The sequence below is a fragment of the Roseivirga sp. genome (genome assembly GCF_049099775.1).
In the GTDB taxonomy this organism is placed as follows: domain Bacteria; phylum Bacteroidota; class Bacteroidia; order Cytophagales; family Cyclobacteriaceae; genus Roseivirga.
In genome coordinates this window covers 1-16,691 of sequence record NZ_JAGDZM010000004.1, presented here as the reverse complement: position 1 = coordinate 16,691, position 16,691 = coordinate 1, and the positions used below count along the sequence as shown (strand labels likewise).

Here is a 16,691-nt window from a genome sequence, read left to right as displayed (position 1 = left end):
GTTTAAGCTATGATTTTAAGTGGATCGGTTGTTTTCCAACCACCGCGGGTAAAGTCTGGGAATTGTTGAGGAGCACCACCATTGGCTACTGAGGCTTCACTCAGCGGACTTACGGCACTCCATAAACAGCCTTCATACATGTTTTGATCTAATGGCAACCCGTTTCTTAGGCATTCTACAATCCGGTAGACCATCAAACCATCCATGCCACCATGACCACTCTCTCGTGTAACGGCACTTAAGCGTTTATAAAGTGGATGATCGTATTTTTCGTACATGGCGGCAAGTTTTTCGCCTTGCGCCCACTGATGATGGCTGTTGGTAGCGCCTTCTACTCCACCTTCTAGTGCTACACGTGTTGGAAAGCCGGCTAAGGTTCCTTTTGTACCCTGAATTAAGTTATGACGTGAATAAGGTCTTGGGCTAGTTTCATCCCATTGTACCATAATGGTTCGCCCAAGGTTAGTTTTAATTATGGAAGTATTCAAATCTCCACCTTGATAGTCAAGTTGATTCCATTTATGATCCGAAGCATAGTTCTTTTCTGCATACATGGCACGTCCCATTGATGGGGTTGAAAAGGAAACCAGCGTATTGAACGTATCTTCCGTACGACCTAGGTTCATGTATTGTGCAACAGGGCCCAATCCATGAGTTGGATAAAGGTTTCCATTTCTATTCGCATAATGATGCGTTCGCCAAGAACCTGTACCGCGTTCTTGTTCTTCCATTTGGAAGCGTAACTCATGGATATACGCTGCTTCTGCATGAAGTGGAGTTCCAATTACGCCTTCTCTGCACATATTAAGGAACATCAACTCGTCACGACTATAGTTGACGTTTTCCATCATCATGCAATGTTTTTTAGTGCTTTCAGAGGTATCAACAATCTGCCACATTTCTTCGAGCGTAACAGCAATAGGTACCTCAACAAAAGCATGGGCACCTTGTTTCATGGCTTCAATCGCCATCGGCGCATGATTCTTCCAGTTGGTACAAATGAATACAACATCTGGCTTTACCTCTTCTAGCATTACCTTCCACTTGTCTTCATCTCCGAAGTAGGTCGCGATATTTGTATGCCGTTGGCCTTGACCAACTTCTTCGCAATACTTCTTTTCTTTCATAACCAAATCCTCATAGAGATCGGAAATGGCGACTATTTCTGTGCCATCGAGCTTTGAAAGAAACCTTAAATGACCGGGCCCTCTTGCACCTACTCCAATTGAGGCTACTCTAATGGTTTCTAATTTTGGTGCCGCAAAACCACCCATATATTGCGCGTTGGGAACTCTTTCAGTTTGCTCATCTGCACAACCAGGAATGGATGCTAAAGTTGCTAGGCCTGCAACAGAAATGGATGTCTTCTTAATAAAATTTCTTCTATCCAGATTCTTCATGTAGTCATAAATTAAGGTCTTATAATTTAGTCATTCGTTTGACATTTTCACAAGTGATGTTTTATGATTGGGATTCTTGTGAATCGACGAATTCCTGTAGGTCTTTTAGTCGCTCTTCTACTTCCAACTTTTTCAAGGTATAGGCATCATCCTGCTTTACATTGTTGCTGTAATGTGCCCACTGTTTCTTGGCCTTTTTTATAACACGAGCGGTGATGTCGAAATCTTGAAAATCAAGTAGGTTTTCCGCAGTTCGCGTTACTTTGAAAGCACCAAAAAGGTATAGCTTAAAAATGTTAACATAGTATAGACTGATATCATAGCCTTGGAGGGTAGACATCAAATCTCCTTTAATTTCTGAATTTTCAGGGTTTTCTATGGCCTCCCAAAGCCTTGGAAGTGCTATTTGATTGGCTTCCATGTCTTCCAGTGTTTTGGCTGCTAAAAATCGGTTCTCAGTTTCTTTATGATTCAACAAAAGACTTAAGGCTTCTACTTCCTTTATACTGCCTAGATGACTTAAAAACTTTGATGCTTCTATACTTTCATCATCCAATTTACCTGAAAGCTTGGCAATGGCTTTTTCTTTATCCATTCAATTAGTTTGTTTAACAATCACTAAGCTATTGAATTTGGCGAGTGATTTTATTCTTTGAAATTATAAATCCGTAGCACGGTCTTATAAGGACATAGCTCGTGGCTCAATTCACAATATATAATTGTGAAAAACTCATTATGAAAAATCGATTCAATGCGACCGTTTTATTTCTTTTTTGCTCTGTTTGTTCATTCGCTCAGTCCGAAGCACAAATAGACTCCATTTTTTCTAATTGGAAAAGTCAAACAGAATCGCCCGGTGGAGCAGCGGTTATTATTTCAAAAGGAGAAATAATCTATAATAAAGGTTTTGGGATAGCCAACTTGGGTACTGGAGAACGTAATACACCTCATACAAAATTTCAGTTGGCGGGTATGTCGAAGCACTTCACGGCTTTTGCCATTTATCTGTTGGCGGATCAGGGAAAATTGGACATTGAGGACAACATCAGCAAGTACCTGTCTCAGTTCGAAAAATTAGATAAAAAGGTTACGATAAATCATTTACTTTCAAATAGCAGCGGTTTTCATGATGTATGGACACTGAGATCACTGGCTGGTTGGGATGATGATGACGCATTCACTCACAGAGATGCCATGGCTATGATAAACGCTCAGGAAGGCCTAGGTTTTAAACCAGGCTCCGTCTTCACAAACACAGATACCGAAGCGATTCTTCTAGCTGAAATTGTAAGTCATATTTCAGGTTTATCTTTTTCTGAATTCTGTAGCGAAAACATCTTTCAACCTTTAGGCATGTTGAATACTTCAATAGTTGATAATGTTGATGAGTCATTAAGCAACAAAGCCATTTCTTATTTCCCTTCTGAAAATGGTTTTATCGAAGTTCAAACAAATTATGCTCATCAAGGATCGGCCAATGTGTATTCTTCTAGTACAGATTTGGCCTTATGGGAGCTCAATATGTTGAATCCCAAAATTGGTAGTACTGAGATGTTTCACAAAATGAATAGTGCAGCATTGCTTAACAACGGAAATACAATTAACCCTACTCACGGTCGACTGACAAACGGACAACAGTTTCTTCATAAAGAGCGAGGTGTTTTAAATATTTATAAAACCGGTAGCTTAGGTGGCTATTCTAGTTCAATGTTTAAGTTTCCTGAGGATGAATTCACCATCATCGTTCTCAGTAATTCGGGCGAGCCATATACCGGCTATTTGGGCATGCAGACATGCTATTTGTTTCTTGAAAATTCCTTCGAAGTTCCTGCCACAGTTGATTTTGCAAGCTTAAAGACTGTCGATTTAAATAGAAAAGCGTTATCGGAGTTTGCTGGCGACTATTGGGATAAACTTGGTGCTGTAACTAGGCGAATTGAAGTTATAGATGATACGCTAAGGTATGTTCGCTCTTCTGGCAATCACAGTGCGCTGCTTCCAATTAAGAAGAATGTATTTCAAATGGTAAGTGGCGGTGATGAAAGTGTAATTTTCGAGTTCAATACGGTAAATGGAAACAAAATGATAGACCTATTTATTGGTGAAAGTGATGCCATTTTATTGGAAGCTTACATCCCTACGGGTTTAGATGAAAATGATCTTCAAAAGTATCTAGGCACTTACCTTTGCCGATCGTTGGACATCGTTTTTGATATTTCTATTAGTAATGGACAGTTGCTAGTTAAAAACATTCATAACGATGGCATTTCATTAACTGGTGTAACAGAACATTCTTTTCAAAGCAATTCGTGGTTCTTAGGTGGCGTAAACTTTCAACAAAGTTCAGATGGATTAATTTCTGGTTTTCAGGTATTTACAGATTTCATCAGAAACTTATGGTTTGAAAAGATTTAATTCATTACCTCTTTATTTTAGGTATGAAAATTCACTTAGTCTATTCAAGGTGTATCTAGTATAGTGTATCAGTACCTTCGGTAGATTATGGCCATAAAGGCCCAGCCTATTTAAAATACGATGGCCTAAGTCTGATTTTCTTCTAATATTCTCTCTAAAGTCTACAAAACAAATGGCTTTGAAGGGCGAGTTATCTATTGGTTTTCATAACTTGCAGTTTGAACAAGGCAAAACGCGCTCATTCTTGGAAGTGAATTCTGTCTGATTCAAAAAATCAATCTTATTTTAATTCAAGATACTACTTGAAAAAGGGGCCGTGTTAACCCTAAACATTTAAACTAAAAACAGACACAGCCTTAAATACCAAAAACTGATTTATGCGATACGATACACTCCAGACTAGTGCCTTTTATCCTCTTTGGAAGAAATACCGCCCTGTTATGCTCAAGCTTATGGTTGATGCTGACAAGGAACCTCAACAATATGAAATGTCTAAACATGAATTCACGGATTTAGCTCCGAAGAAGAATATTGTTTATTCATTTAAGCTAGAAATGTTCCAAGGTGCTCCTCTAGTAGCTCCTAAAACATCACTTGTTGCTCAGGATTTTATCGCTGTTATAAAACAATCTGGAAAGGCAAATGAATTGATGCAAACTGCGACTTATGCTTTTGAGCTCGACAAGCAATTCAAACTGAACGTATCAATCTCCTCAAGAGTAGAAACGGAAGAAGAGTCAACTGACGATTCGGCTGAAACTGAAAAAAGTACCGAAGAATAGTCTCCGGTACTTTTTACCACACTTGGAATGTGTGTCGTTATTTTTTAAGGATAAAGAATTATCGAATTACACGAACAGAAACGGCATTCATTCCTTTCATTCCCTTCTCTAGTAAAAACCCAACTTTATCACCTTCTTGAATTGGTTCAGTGAGTCCATTCACGTGAACGAAGAAACGCTCTTGTGTACCATCTTGATTGATAAATCCGTAACCCTTAGAATCGTTAAAGAAAGATACTTTTCCTCTCCTTTCGGCGGTCATATCTTCTTTTTCCTGCTTAGGAACTCCTATTTCAATACTTGAAGCTTTAACTTCTTTCTTTTTAGCAAGTGGATCTGGCGGAGTATCAGTGATATTTCCAAACTCGTCAACATAGGCCATCATCTCATCAAGTCCACCGCCTGATGCGTTGGCTCTACGTTCCTCTTTTTTCATTTCCTTTTCTTTACGCTTCTGTAAGCGCTTTTTCTCTCTTTCTTTCTTTTGGAACGTATTCTGTGATCTTGCCATTAATTATCTACGGGTTTTAAGTTTGTTATGTAAAGATAGCCAAAATGAGCCGATCCTTTCTCCTTTTAGTCCGAAAGATTTTTAAACTCATCAATTCGGTTTCTCCAAAACACGCATGATATCGGTTGAAAAATCGAATTGATTCGTCATTTACAACAGGCGTTAATATTCCATTCTTCCTCTCGCAATTGATAAACAACCTGTCCGAAAATGTTGCTCAAGGTGTACAAAGATGAACGACACATTGGAGACTCTAAAGCAAAAAAGTACTCTCAGAGATCCTGAAAGGCCATCCATAGTTTGGTAAAGTATTTGTTATACCGAAATAGATGTAATACATATGTTTTTATGAGACGAAGTGATTTAGGTGAGTTTGAAGAGTTGGTTTTATTGACTGTAGCCGTACTTACGCCTACTGCATACAGTGTTGCAGTGGCAGAACATTTGGAAGAACAAATGGCCAAAACAGTAACCACTGGAGCTGTTCACTCCGCCTTACAAAGGCTCGAAAAGAAAGGCTATTTGGAATCACAAATGGGACAAGCATCTAAAGAACGTGGTGGCCGAAGGAAAAGGTTATTTACGGTAACAACACTTGGCAGTAAAATGCTACACAGCGTGAAAGACATTCGCGATAGCTTATGGAATAGTATGGGACCTCAATCTTTACCAAACCTAAGCACTCATTAATATGTCTGAATTCAATCAGTCTAAGGCCAAAAAGACAGATTTACCACCTAAATGGATGGATAAAATCATCAAGTGGGTTTGTCCAGACCATTTATTAGAAGAGGTTATTGGTGATTTACATGAACGTTATACATCTCAAAACACCTCAAAAGAGCGTTTTCAAACTAACCGAAGGTACCTGAAAGAGGTGCTTTTTTATATAAGAGCTACAGCCTTTCGGCGTAAACAAGATTCAAAATCATCACCATATCTATTTGCCATGATAAAACACTACTTTCTTACTGCAACACGTAATATTTCAAGAAACAAGGCCTTTTCTTTTATTAATGTGGTTGGCCTTGCTCTCGGCATCACTTCATTTCTTTTGATTATGCTTTGGGTGAATGATGAAAGAAGTATAGATAATTTTCATGAAAATCAAGACGACCTATATAGCCTCTATGTCACCAAAACATTGAAAGGTGAAGTAACAGGGAATTACTTGATTAGCGAATATGAATTCTATAATGACTTCCGTGATGATTCCCCTTGGTTTTCTGACGAATTGAAACCAACTTTTCCTGAGATAAAATACGTGAGCTCGTATGCTACATCTTATGAATTGCCGTGGGGCTACCCTTCTACTTTTCGCATCAACGATATTTCTCATCGACTAAAAGGATCTTCAGCCGGTGGAGATTTCTTTAAAATGTTCTCTTATGAAATTTTGATTGGGAATGCGGAGAATGCGCTAACAGAAATAAACAGTATTGCAATTTCTGAACATATGGCATCTTTATTTTTTGAGAAGCCTGAAGAGTCCATAGGTAAAACAATACGCTACGAAAACAAGCGTGACTTGATTATCAAAGCGGTTTTTAAAGACGTTGATGCCAAGAGTTCATTGAAATTTGACTTCCTCATTAGCTGGGAAAATGCCAAAAATGCTTCAGTTGTTTTTTCAGATAACAAATGGTCGACATTTATACAGTTAAAGGAAAATGCTGACCCAAAACTTCTCGAAGATAAACTGGCGACCTACAATGATTCTTACTTTAATGAAAACTTCGGAAAGCTTACGTTGGGCATACAACCATTTGGGGATCGATATTTAAAAGCAGGCTTCGAAAATGGGAAACCTATTAAAGGAAGAATTGAATATGTTAGAATTTTTAGTGGTGTTGCCATTTTCATCCTAATTATCGCGTGTATAAACTTCACAAATTTAACCACAGCAAGATCGCTTAAACGGGCTAAGGAAGTTGGTGTTAGAAAAGTAATTGGTTCTACTCGCTATTACTTAATCAGTCAATTTCTTGGTGAATCTTTATTATTGACGACCATTTCGACTGTAATCTCACTTATAGCTGTAAGTGCTGTACTCCCCATCTTCAATGCGTTTACGGACAAAGCCATGTACTTGCCTTTCGACTCATTGCACAGCTGGTTACTAATGATTGGTCTAGTTTTAGTCACTGGCTTTCTATCTGGTTGCTACCCTGCTTTATTCTTATCATCGTTACAGCCTTCAAAAGTCTTGAAAGGGCTGGCAAGGTTCACAAAGTCTGCTCAACTACTAAGAAAGGGACTAGCCATATTTCAGTTTAGCTTATCAATACTTCTCCTTATTGCCACGCTCGTGGTTTCGAAACAAACTAGCTACGTCCAAAATGCAAATCTAGGCTATGATAAAGAAAATGTTATCTACGTTCGTGTTGAAGGAGATTTGGTCCAGAAATATGGAGTTTTTAAAGAAGAGTTATTAAAGCAACCTGGTATTGCTATGGTTGATCGGAGTAGTGAAGCACCACATGATATGGGCTTTGAAATTGCGGGTCCATTTCGTTGGGAAGGAATGGAAGAAGGAAGACAAATGAGTTTCAAACCAACATCAGTCGGTTTCGATTTCTTAAAAATGATGAACCTTGAAGTTGTCGATGGGCGCGGTTTCGATCAGGGTATTCCCACAGATAGTGCCGCTTTTATGATTAATGAAACTGCTCTTGCAGCCATGGATTTAGAAAATCCATTGGGTAAAAGAATTTCTGCATGGGGTAAGCAAGGTAGAATTATAGGCATATTGAAGGACTATCATACACACTCTCTTCATGAGCCTATTAAGCCATTAATTGTAGATGTAAAGGAAGACCTTGATTTTGGAATAATTATGATAAAGTCATTGCAAGGGCAAACTTCAACTGCCTTGCGAAGTCTAGAGGACGTGGCTTCAACCATAAACCCGAACTATCCTTTGAATTACGAATTCATGGATATTGAATATGCTGAGCTTTATAAAAATGAAAAGATTGTGAGCAGCTTGTCGAATATTTTCGCGGTATTGGCCATTGCTATTTCATGTCTTGGTCTTTTAGGTTTGGCCATGTTCTCTGCCGAGCAAAGAATAAAAGAGATTGGCATTCGGAAAGTTTTAGGCGCTTCTGTAGTAAGTATTGTGGGTCTATTCTCTAAGGACTTTCTAATACTGGTGGGTTTCGCGTTTATAATTGCTCTACCCTTTTCTGTATACCTTATGAAACAATGGTTGGCTGGTTTTGCTTATCGAATTGATCTTTCTTGGTGGATTTTCGGCTTAACTGGTCTACTGGCAATTTTGATTGCCTTTTTAACAGTTGGTTATCAAACATTGAAAGCTGCCCGCACCAACCCAGTGACAAACTTGAGAGCCGAATAAAAGTGAATGAAATATGGCTAATTAACAATTATCTTAAAAACTTTAGTCGAACCTTTCAGGTCAATTATTCTTAAATAGTTTAATCCTTTTGTAAGGCCTAAAGTTGAAATATTAAGGGTGCTTGCTCCTTTTGAAAGATTATAACCCTTTCGATGCAATTGCCTCCCAGCTGAACTAACAATATATACCTCTATTGGCCCTGCTTCACTTAGATTCACTTTTAGTTGAAGGGTTTCTCCTATGGCGATAGGGTTTGGCGAAATTGCATACTGGCTTTCTAAATTCTGCTCACCAAAATTGAGACTTACAACAGGCGTATAATGGTAAGTACCATCATTATCAAACTGTTTTAATCGGTAGTAATTTCTTCCCGTCAATGGAAATAAATCAATAAAATTATACTCAGTCTCTTCTTCGGCGCTTCCACGGCTCATTATACTAGTTATAGCACTATAAATCATATCTGGGCCGCTTCTTTCTAGTACAAAATGGCTACAATTTTCTTCAGAAACAGTCACCCATTGAAGTGCAATATTTGCATTGTCCGAAACACTACCTTCAAAACTGATTAACTCTACAGGCAGTGGTGTTTCATTTGCATCGGCAGTGCCCAATGTAAAGTAATCATTATCTGAAATGGCGGTTACACCTGAAAAGCGATAGATATTATTTCCGAGATCTTCCGCGCCTGTTATAGAAGTCGCACCCGATATAAAAACACCATCTGCATCAACTAGCAATACTAAATCAGTAACATCAACTCCGCCTAGCCCAGTTAAATCAAAGCTTATATCAATAGCACCAACATCACCACTTGCAAAATTGTAAAATGCTGAATTTATATTTACAACTTCAGATACTCTCCACCTTCTTTTTAATCTAATGCTTACTCCTTCTGGCACATCATTGCTTGATTCATTCAAGTCAATGCCATCATGACCCCATGATAAAAAATCTTGATCGTCTAAATCTTGTGGATTATTAATTCTTACAATACCAGTCCCTTGACTATCTAGATGATAATCTTCTTCATTGACTCTTCCAATTCCTGCTACATCAAAGTCAAAATTTCCATTGGCATCGTCACCATGTTTATAAATTTTAACAAAAGGAGTAAGGCCGAACTTAGTTTCTAAATATGCACTTAAGATATCTATCTGTGTTCTATTGATTCCTTTATTATAAACGATAAATTCTGAAAAATCTCCCGCATAATAGTTGGTAAATGATTGATCATCACCGTTAAACTGAGCTGATAAGACAAAGTTTTCGCCTGATGATGGTGTTGTGAATGCCGATTGAGAAATCAAGTTAGTAATTATACCGTATTTATTAATTAATGCCCAAAGGCTTAACTCTCTCCTTCTCCAAACAAATTCATGGATTACAAAATCAGTATATTCGTTATTATTGAAACTAAAGATTGGAGTTCCATAAAGCTTATAACGAAGATTCGAATTTAACCAATAGTGTCCAATGTCATTGTCTGTTCCTAAAGCGTAAAAAGAAGAATTATCTTTATCATTCGAAGGGTCTTCTTTACTCATTTGAAAAAAAGTAAAACTACTAGAATCAAAATTATTAAAGCCATTGTTAGTTTTTAAATATTGGCCATTTGCAGCTGAAAACCTTACTGATGGCCAACCATTGACGCTATTTTCAATTAATGTTGGCTGTGAACTTGTTATACTTTGCGTTAGGGTATTTTCATTTCCAGATGCATCGGTCCATGAACTGACAGGGTCACCATTCTCAAGTTCCATCAAACTTTCTGGCTTAAGCCAAAGCACCAAGGTGTTTGAATTCCCGATTCCTCCCGGCCCTAAATAACCAATAGGGTCATCTAATATGGTATAAGTAAACTCATTAATAGCGCCAATATTTGCGCCTGTTGCAGCGGATAAGTTTATAGAAAACGTTTCGTCAAGTTCATCTAAGGTATCATCGCTTATATCAAAAGAAATAAAGGCACTTGTGCTACCGGCAGGTATGGTTAGCGCTCCATTTTCCATTGTATAATCTACCCCTGCTGTTGCAGTATTTCCTGTTACAGTATAGTTTACTGTAATGTCATTGCTGGAAGACTCGCTGAGTATTACTTCAATAGATGAGTTCGTAACAGATTCCGAACCGCTAGCTTCGGCTTGGCTAAATTGAATTTCAGGTACTGTAGTACCTATAGTAAAATATGAACCATCCGATAAGGCAGAAACATTTTCAAAGCGTATAATATTATTTCCGACATCAATTCCGCCCTGTATCATAGAAGCACCGCTGGCAAACTGGCCATCATCATCAACTAGAAGCACCAAATCAGCCAATGATACTGTTAATGCTACGTCAGATAAATCAAAGCTAATATCCACACCACCTACATCTGCACTTGATGTAGAAAAATAATTTTTCTCAATGCTTAACCAAGCTATATTTAAGCGTTCAGTTAAACCATTTGGAACATCAGCTGACGTAAAATCAAGGTCCGTATATTCATTATGCCCCCATAATAAAAATTCGCCATCATCTAGATCTTGTGCATTATTAATTCTAACAATACCTGTTCCTTGGGCGTCTAAATGATTATCTGAAGCACTAATTTGACCTATCCCTGCTACTTCATGTCCAAATCCAATGTTAAAGTTGTTGTAAATGTTACTACGAGTTAGTTTGTATTTCGCTATCTTGTAATTCTCTAAAATATAACGTTGTGTTTCATTAAGGTATACATTATAAATGATACTTTCAGTAACGTCTCCAGCATAGAAATTACTATCGGTAATAGTCTCCGTATTATTTTCGTTTGTGGTCGTTTGTCGCGCTCCAAGAGCAAATCTACCACCTGAAATCAAGTCGCTGTTATTCTGAAAGCTTTGTACCTGATAATCTAAAATGCCTTCGCTCAGTTTAGAAACAGTTAGTATATTCCGAATTCGTTCATAACCATAGAGCAAATTATGAAAGTCGCTCTGAGGAGAAATAGGTAGGGCAATTGAATTGCTGTTATTTAAATAAATACGTATCGGCCAAAATGTACCTTCATTAAATAATTCTAATTCATTGGCATAATCACTTATTTCATATGAATAAAAAGTATGATTTAAACCTGTACTAAAATTAACTGTATTTGACAGCGTAAAACTCGTTGTTGGAAAATCAATAAAGTTATCTTTCACAAGCCTATCGTCACTACCATCGAAACGAACAGCCGGAAAACCATTTAATACACTATCCTTATATGTAGGTTTGAAGTTATCGTCATTTTGTATAAGATCATTTCCATTGCCAGAAGCGTCTGTCCATATCCCAATGGCATCTCCGTCATTATAATTCAAAAATTCCGGCTTAAGCCACATTACTAAAGTGTTGGCATCACCGATGCCACCTGGTCCGGTATGCCCCATCGGGACATCTTTTATTGTATAATTAAATGCCGTAATACCACCTAAGTCCGTATTCACCGGGTTAGCTAAAGTAATTGTCAAAAATTCATCTGACTCCGTCAACACATCTCTATAGACAGTTAGGCTAATTGAACCGTTGATTTCTCCAGAAGGTATCGTGAGCGAGCTACTATTTAACGAGTAATCTAAACTATCGGCAGTACCACTGGTGACACTAAAATCAACAGTTACATCAAGACTTGAAACCTGGTTTAAGGCGACACCAATTTCAATATTAGTAGTATTTTCATCACCTTCTCCTGAACTGGAATTGAATGCAATTGTACTGGTCTTCTCTTTATAATTTCGTGTATAATCCGGTTTGCGAAAATTTTCTTCCGCGTTTACCCAAGCGCCTGTAACCGTTTTGGAATAGGATTCAGCTTTTTCTTTTACTCGAAAGTTTCTTCTACTCTTAGAAGGGGAAAAGGTATTTGATTCTATTTTTCCGAAGTTGAAAGTATATATACTTGACAACAATAAATAAATAATGACTTTTTTCAATTGTCTAAATTTCTAGCTGACACAAAAGATTTAGTGCATTTATGCCGTCCCATTTCAGGTACAATGGACATAAACACTTATATTTTCGCCAGCCGAATTCAGACCTAAGCCCTATTCTATTTCAATTAAAACCTAGACCTTACATCCTAGGTATTGTATATTCAGAAGGAGTCCAGTACTTAGTTAACCAAGTTCCAAGCTATCCTTTAAGAAATTCAGTATCCCCTTGTATACATTATCAGTCATTAGCCTTTTACGAGCATAACATATTCGATAAATCAATAAAAGGAGTGCAATAAAGGTTCAGATAAGTTCAGTTGCTTTTACTAAAGAGAACTTTAGATCATTGGTATGTGACCAATAATACTTCAACAACATTTTTTATGAATAATAATTTTTAAAAGCTTCGTTCGAAGCGAAATCTAAAATTCACCATCTAGGCTATTCAATTCACATGTTCAATTATAAATATTTCTCTTATAATAATCATGATTCACACTAAGTTTTTAAAAAAAAAATTTCAAAATGAACGCATTTTATTGTATTTCAAATACAGAATATGAACGTTCAATTCAAAAAATAAACTAGCGAACTATGATTTTAAAAAGACTTGTCTTACCTCGGTCGTCAGTTATTCTTATAAAAACTATCCCGCTCTTAAATAAATTAGAGTCGATTGAAACATGACCTTCTCCTTGTTTTAGGTCTAGGGTAGATTTATATAGAATTACCCCTTTAGAGTTCCAAGCTTGGATGTTAATTTTCGTATGCTCGATGAGTGAATACCCTAATTTCAATGCTTCATTTACAGCTATAGGATTGGGGAACACTTTGTATTGGTTCTCCTCTTCATTTCTTTCAATCCTTAAACTAATCACAGAAGAGTACACAAAGTCGCCTGAAACATCATTTTGCTTAAGCCTATAGTAATTCATACCAGTATTGGGGCTTTCATCTAAGAAATCATACTCCGACACCTCTTGGGTATCTCCAATAGATAGTTTCTGTCCTATTGCATTAAATACAATACCATCAGTACTACGTTCTATGTTAAAGTGGCTATTATCGACTTCAGCTGCAGTTGACCAATGCAGTTGTACATTTGAACCTCCTACTACTTGACCGTCAAAAAACATCAACTCAACAGGAAGCGGTGTTTCATTACGATTAACTGTAGATAAAGTAAAATAGCTGTTATCCGGTAGATTCACATTGGTAAATCCAAATTGATTTTCATTTATGTAAACTGCTCCAGTTACTTCGGTTGCTCCTGAAGAAAAATCTGCGTCTGTGTCTATCAGAAGGACTAAGTCTTCTATTCTAACTGTACCTAAACCTGTAAGATCAAAGTTTAAATCTACGCCACCAACATCAACAGTACTGCCCGACAAATCAGCTTGACTTACCCGCCATACCCGCTCTAATCTACGGCTAATACTACTCGGCACATTGAGACTTTCTGCTTTTAACGCACTATTGTTATGCCCCCAAAAGAGAAACTCATTGTTATCTATATCCCTTGGATTACTGATATTAACAATGCCGCTACCTTTAGCTTCTAAATGATTGTCAGATGCACTGATTTGACCAATTCCTGCAACCTCATAATCAAAATTCCCATTGGCTCCCTCATCTTCATTATAAACATCATTTGCCGTTAAGACTAGGTCATATTTAGCCGCTAAGTAATTATTTACAATGATATTCTGTGTTTCATTAAGATAGACATTGTATAGGATCAGTTCTGTAAATGTACCCGAATGAAATTGTGTGGACTCATAACCTCCATCTATGTCATCTTGATCTGCTCCTATCGCTAATGTACCGCCAGATCGAATAAACGTGTTGCTTGTATTAAGTAACGTATCCAGCGTCAAATTACCATCTTGATTTAGTGCTAAACTATCGTCAGAAGACCTCCAACGAAAACCGGTGGCCTCAAAATTCCCTGAATTACTTGAAAGTTCGGTTTGTACGAACGCATTACCTACATAAAACCTAAACCGATGGCTTTGAAAGATCAATAACTCATTGGCATCACCGGCATCACCTGAAATCGCGTATGAAATAACACCGTCATGACTATCCGTAGTTTGATTCACATATAATGCAGAAACCGCATCCGTTGGAAAATCAGTAAAGTTTGAACGCACCAAACGGTCGTCAATACCATCGAACACTACTCCTCCATAGCCATTTAACACATTAGCACTATAGCTAGGGAGTGTACTGGCACTGCCATTGCCTTCTGATAGGTTATTTGAATTGCCAGAAACATCATCCCATGAATTTAAACTTGAGCTTCCTGAATTGATACTTCCCGGAGTCAGCCATAGCTTGTTCGTACCTGCATCACCTACGCCACCTGGGCCAGTTATACCGATTATAGGGGTATCAAGAATACTCAAGGTAGCAGAACTGGTGCCTAGTACTGATTCATCGGGATTCGAGAGGCTCAACACAATAGTTTCAGTACCTTCTTCCAATATGTCATGGATTAAGGTGATATCAATAAAAGCTTCAGTATCGCCAGCAGGAATTGTCAGCAATGAAGCAGTTGTAAGTGTATAGTCCACACCACTGCCGGTAGCTGTACCCCCTGAAACCTGATAGCGAACAGATACATCAACACCTGATGCAGCATCTAAACTAACTCCGATGCTTACTGACCTAGCAGACTCATTCACACTGACTGACTCATTGATAAATCCGATAGTTGGTTCCGGTGAATCTGAGTTATTGTATATGACATAATAAGCGACACTTGCACCTTCTTCTATCTCATAGGATGGATCAGCTGTTAATTCTAGAATGAAAACCTCTGGTAATTCATAAAATCCATCATCAATTATCTGAACAGGAATTTCAACCTCGTCATCACCTGCTAACATAGTAACTGTATTATAACCAGTTAATACGTAGTCACTGTTTAGTTCTGCATTATTACTTGAATATAAAATAATACTATAACCTATAACTAAATCTGATTGAGCGGGCTGATCCATTTGAATTAAAATGTTTGGATTTGCATTACCTTCATTATCCGCAATGTTTTCGTAGCCCAGGTATACATCCGAACTGTTTGCAAAAGCCAATGTATATTCGTCATCATTCAAAATGGTGTAGTTAATATCGTTATTTAAGAGTGTCAGAGGTAAGGAAGGGTTGGATAGGCTAATTTGAAGACCTTCATCTAATTCAACTATGACGTCATCTACAATATCCAGTGTATAACTTCCAGTAATACTGCCAGCTGGAATTGTTATTTGACTACTGTTAACGTTATAATCTGCATCAGAGGTTGAAAGGTCTGAAATCACTACATCAATGGTCACGGCTTCGGTCAGAACGAAATTAAGCGATACATTAAAAGTAAAATCAGCATTTTCCAGTCCACTGACAGTGTTCTCACTTATTATTGTTAGTGTTGGTTTAAAAGTAGCTATGGATAAATAATCTCCATTATTAAGCGACAAACCAGGGGACTTATACTCATTGACTTCTTCATCAGCAGTAAACGGATAGTAGGTAACACCTGAACTAAAATCTCCATCTGCATCTACTAACAAAATGTAATCGGTATAACCAGAGGGTAGAGCAGGTAGTTGACTAGTATCAATAATAACATCCACATCACCTAAGTCTCCTGTCTTATCTACACGCCATGCTCTCGATATTTTCAGTGTATTTAAACCAATACTTTCCGACCATGTATCAATTGCCCCATTATCATGACCAAAAAGCATGTATGATTTATCATTGATAAGGTTACTAGCGTTTTCTATCCTTAAAATATTGTCAGACATAGCCGCTTTATGGATGTTATCAGCATCATGTCTTCCAATGCCGGCCACATCATGGGGGTGACTGGCTTGATAGGCGTAGAAATCGTTTGTAATCGACAGGTTATATTTAGCGGCTAGATAGTTGTTAACTATCGTATTTTGGGCCGTATTAAGGTATACATTATACAGCATCAGCTCTGTAAATGTACCCGAATGAAATTGTTCGAGTACATAACCTCCATCTACCGCATCCTGATCAGTTCCTATCACTAATGTACCGCCAGATCGAATAGCCGTGTTGCTTGTATTAAGTAACGTATCCAGCGTCAAATTACCATCTTGATTTACTGCCAAACTATCGTCAGAAGACCTCCAACGAAAACCGGTGGCCTCATAATTTCCTGAATTACTTGAAAGTTCGGTTTGCAGGCTCGCGCCCCCCCTAAAAAACCTAAACCGATGGCTTTGTAAGAGCAATAACTCATTGGCATCACTG

The 16,691-nt window shown here is 37.7% G+C and carries 9 protein-coding genes; 4 read left to right on the top strand and 5 right to left on the bottom strand.

Annotated elements, in window-relative coordinates; translation table 11 throughout:
• Positions 1 to 2: 2 nt before the first annotated feature.
• On the bottom strand, positions 3 to 1,400 hold the full coding sequence (locus JXQ92_RS04645) for a Gfo/Idh/MocA family protein (protein WP_421985422.1): 1,398 nt from the start codon (positions 1,398 to 1,400) through the stop codon (positions 3 to 5).
• A 61-nt stretch (positions 1,401 to 1,461) separates the two neighbouring features.
• Positions 1,462 to 1,995, bottom strand: a complete 534-nt coding sequence (locus tag JXQ92_RS04640; RefSeq protein WP_421985421.1) for a hypothetical protein — start codon at positions 1,993 to 1,995, stop codon at positions 1,462 to 1,464.
• Positions 1,996 to 2,135: 140 nt separating this feature from the next.
• Between JXQ92_RS04640 and JXQ92_RS04635 the strand changes: the two genes are divergently transcribed.
• A complete protein-coding gene (locus tag JXQ92_RS04635) occupies positions 2,136 to 3,815 on the top strand; it encodes a serine hydrolase domain-containing protein (protein ID WP_421985420.1) in 1,680 nt (559 codons plus the stop codon).
• 377 nt (positions 3,816 to 4,192) lie between these two features.
• Positions 4,193 to 4,597, top strand: a complete 405-nt coding sequence (locus tag JXQ92_RS04630; protein ID WP_421985419.1) for a hypothetical protein — start codon at positions 4,193 to 4,195, stop codon at positions 4,595 to 4,597.
• 58 nt (positions 4,598 to 4,655) lie between these two features.
• Here JXQ92_RS04630 and JXQ92_RS04625 read toward each other — a convergent pair whose 3' ends face one another.
• The gene (locus JXQ92_RS04625) at positions 4,656 to 5,108 is read right to left on the bottom strand and encodes a cold-shock protein (protein WP_421985418.1); all 453 of its coding nucleotides are present in this window, start codon (positions 5,106 to 5,108) and stop codon (positions 4,656 to 4,658) included.
• A 348-nt stretch (positions 5,109 to 5,456) separates the two neighbouring features.
• Between JXQ92_RS04625 and JXQ92_RS04620 the strand changes: the two genes are divergently transcribed.
• A complete protein-coding gene (locus tag JXQ92_RS04620; RefSeq protein WP_421985417.1) occupies positions 5,457 to 5,798 on the top strand; it encodes a PadR family transcriptional regulator in 342 nt (113 codons plus the stop codon).
• 1 nt (position 5,799) lies between these two features.
• A complete protein-coding gene (locus JXQ92_RS04615) occupies positions 5,800 to 8,469 on the top strand; it encodes an FtsX-like permease family protein (RefSeq protein ID WP_421985416.1) in 2,670 nt (889 codons plus the stop codon).
• Between the two features lie 17 nt (positions 8,470 to 8,486).
• Here the strand turns inward: JXQ92_RS04615 and JXQ92_RS04610 are convergent, their stop codons facing one another.
• The gene (locus tag JXQ92_RS04610) at positions 8,487 to 12,410 is read right to left on the bottom strand and encodes a Calx-beta domain-containing protein (RefSeq protein ID WP_421985415.1); all 3,924 of its coding nucleotides are present in this window, start codon (positions 12,408 to 12,410) and stop codon (positions 8,487 to 8,489) included.
• 584 nt (positions 12,411 to 12,994) lie between these two features.
• Positions 12,995 to 16,691: Calx-beta domain-containing protein (locus tag JXQ92_RS04605; protein WP_421985414.1), on the bottom strand; the 3,697-nt coding region annotated here is incomplete at its 5' end.

Bases quoted from the DNA above. Each gene is read 5' to 3' on its own strand.
- JXQ92_RS04640 (WP_421985421.1), bottom strand. From the start codon at position 1,995: ATGGATAAAGAAAAAGCCATTGCCAAGCTTTCAGGTAAATTGGATGAT.
- JXQ92_RS04615 (WP_421985416.1), top strand. From the start codon at position 5,800: ATGTCTGAATTCAATCAGTCTAAGGCCAAAAAGACAGATTTACCACCT.
- JXQ92_RS04645 (WP_421985422.1), bottom strand. From the start codon at position 1,400: ATGAAGAATCTGGATAGAAGAAATTTTATTAAGAAGACATCCATTTCT.
- JXQ92_RS04635 (WP_421985420.1), top strand. From the start codon at position 2,136: ATGAAAAATCGATTCAATGCGACCGTTTTATTTCTTTTTTGCTCTGTT.
- JXQ92_RS04620 (WP_421985417.1), top strand. From the start codon at position 5,457: ATGAGACGAAGTGATTTAGGTGAGTTTGAAGAGTTGGTTTTATTGACT.
- JXQ92_RS04630 (WP_421985419.1), top strand. From the start codon at position 4,193: ATGCGATACGATACACTCCAGACTAGTGCCTTTTATCCTCTTTGGAAG.
- JXQ92_RS04625 (WP_421985418.1), bottom strand. From the start codon at position 5,108: ATGGCAAGATCACAGAATACGTTCCAAAAGAAAGAAAGAGAGAAAAAG.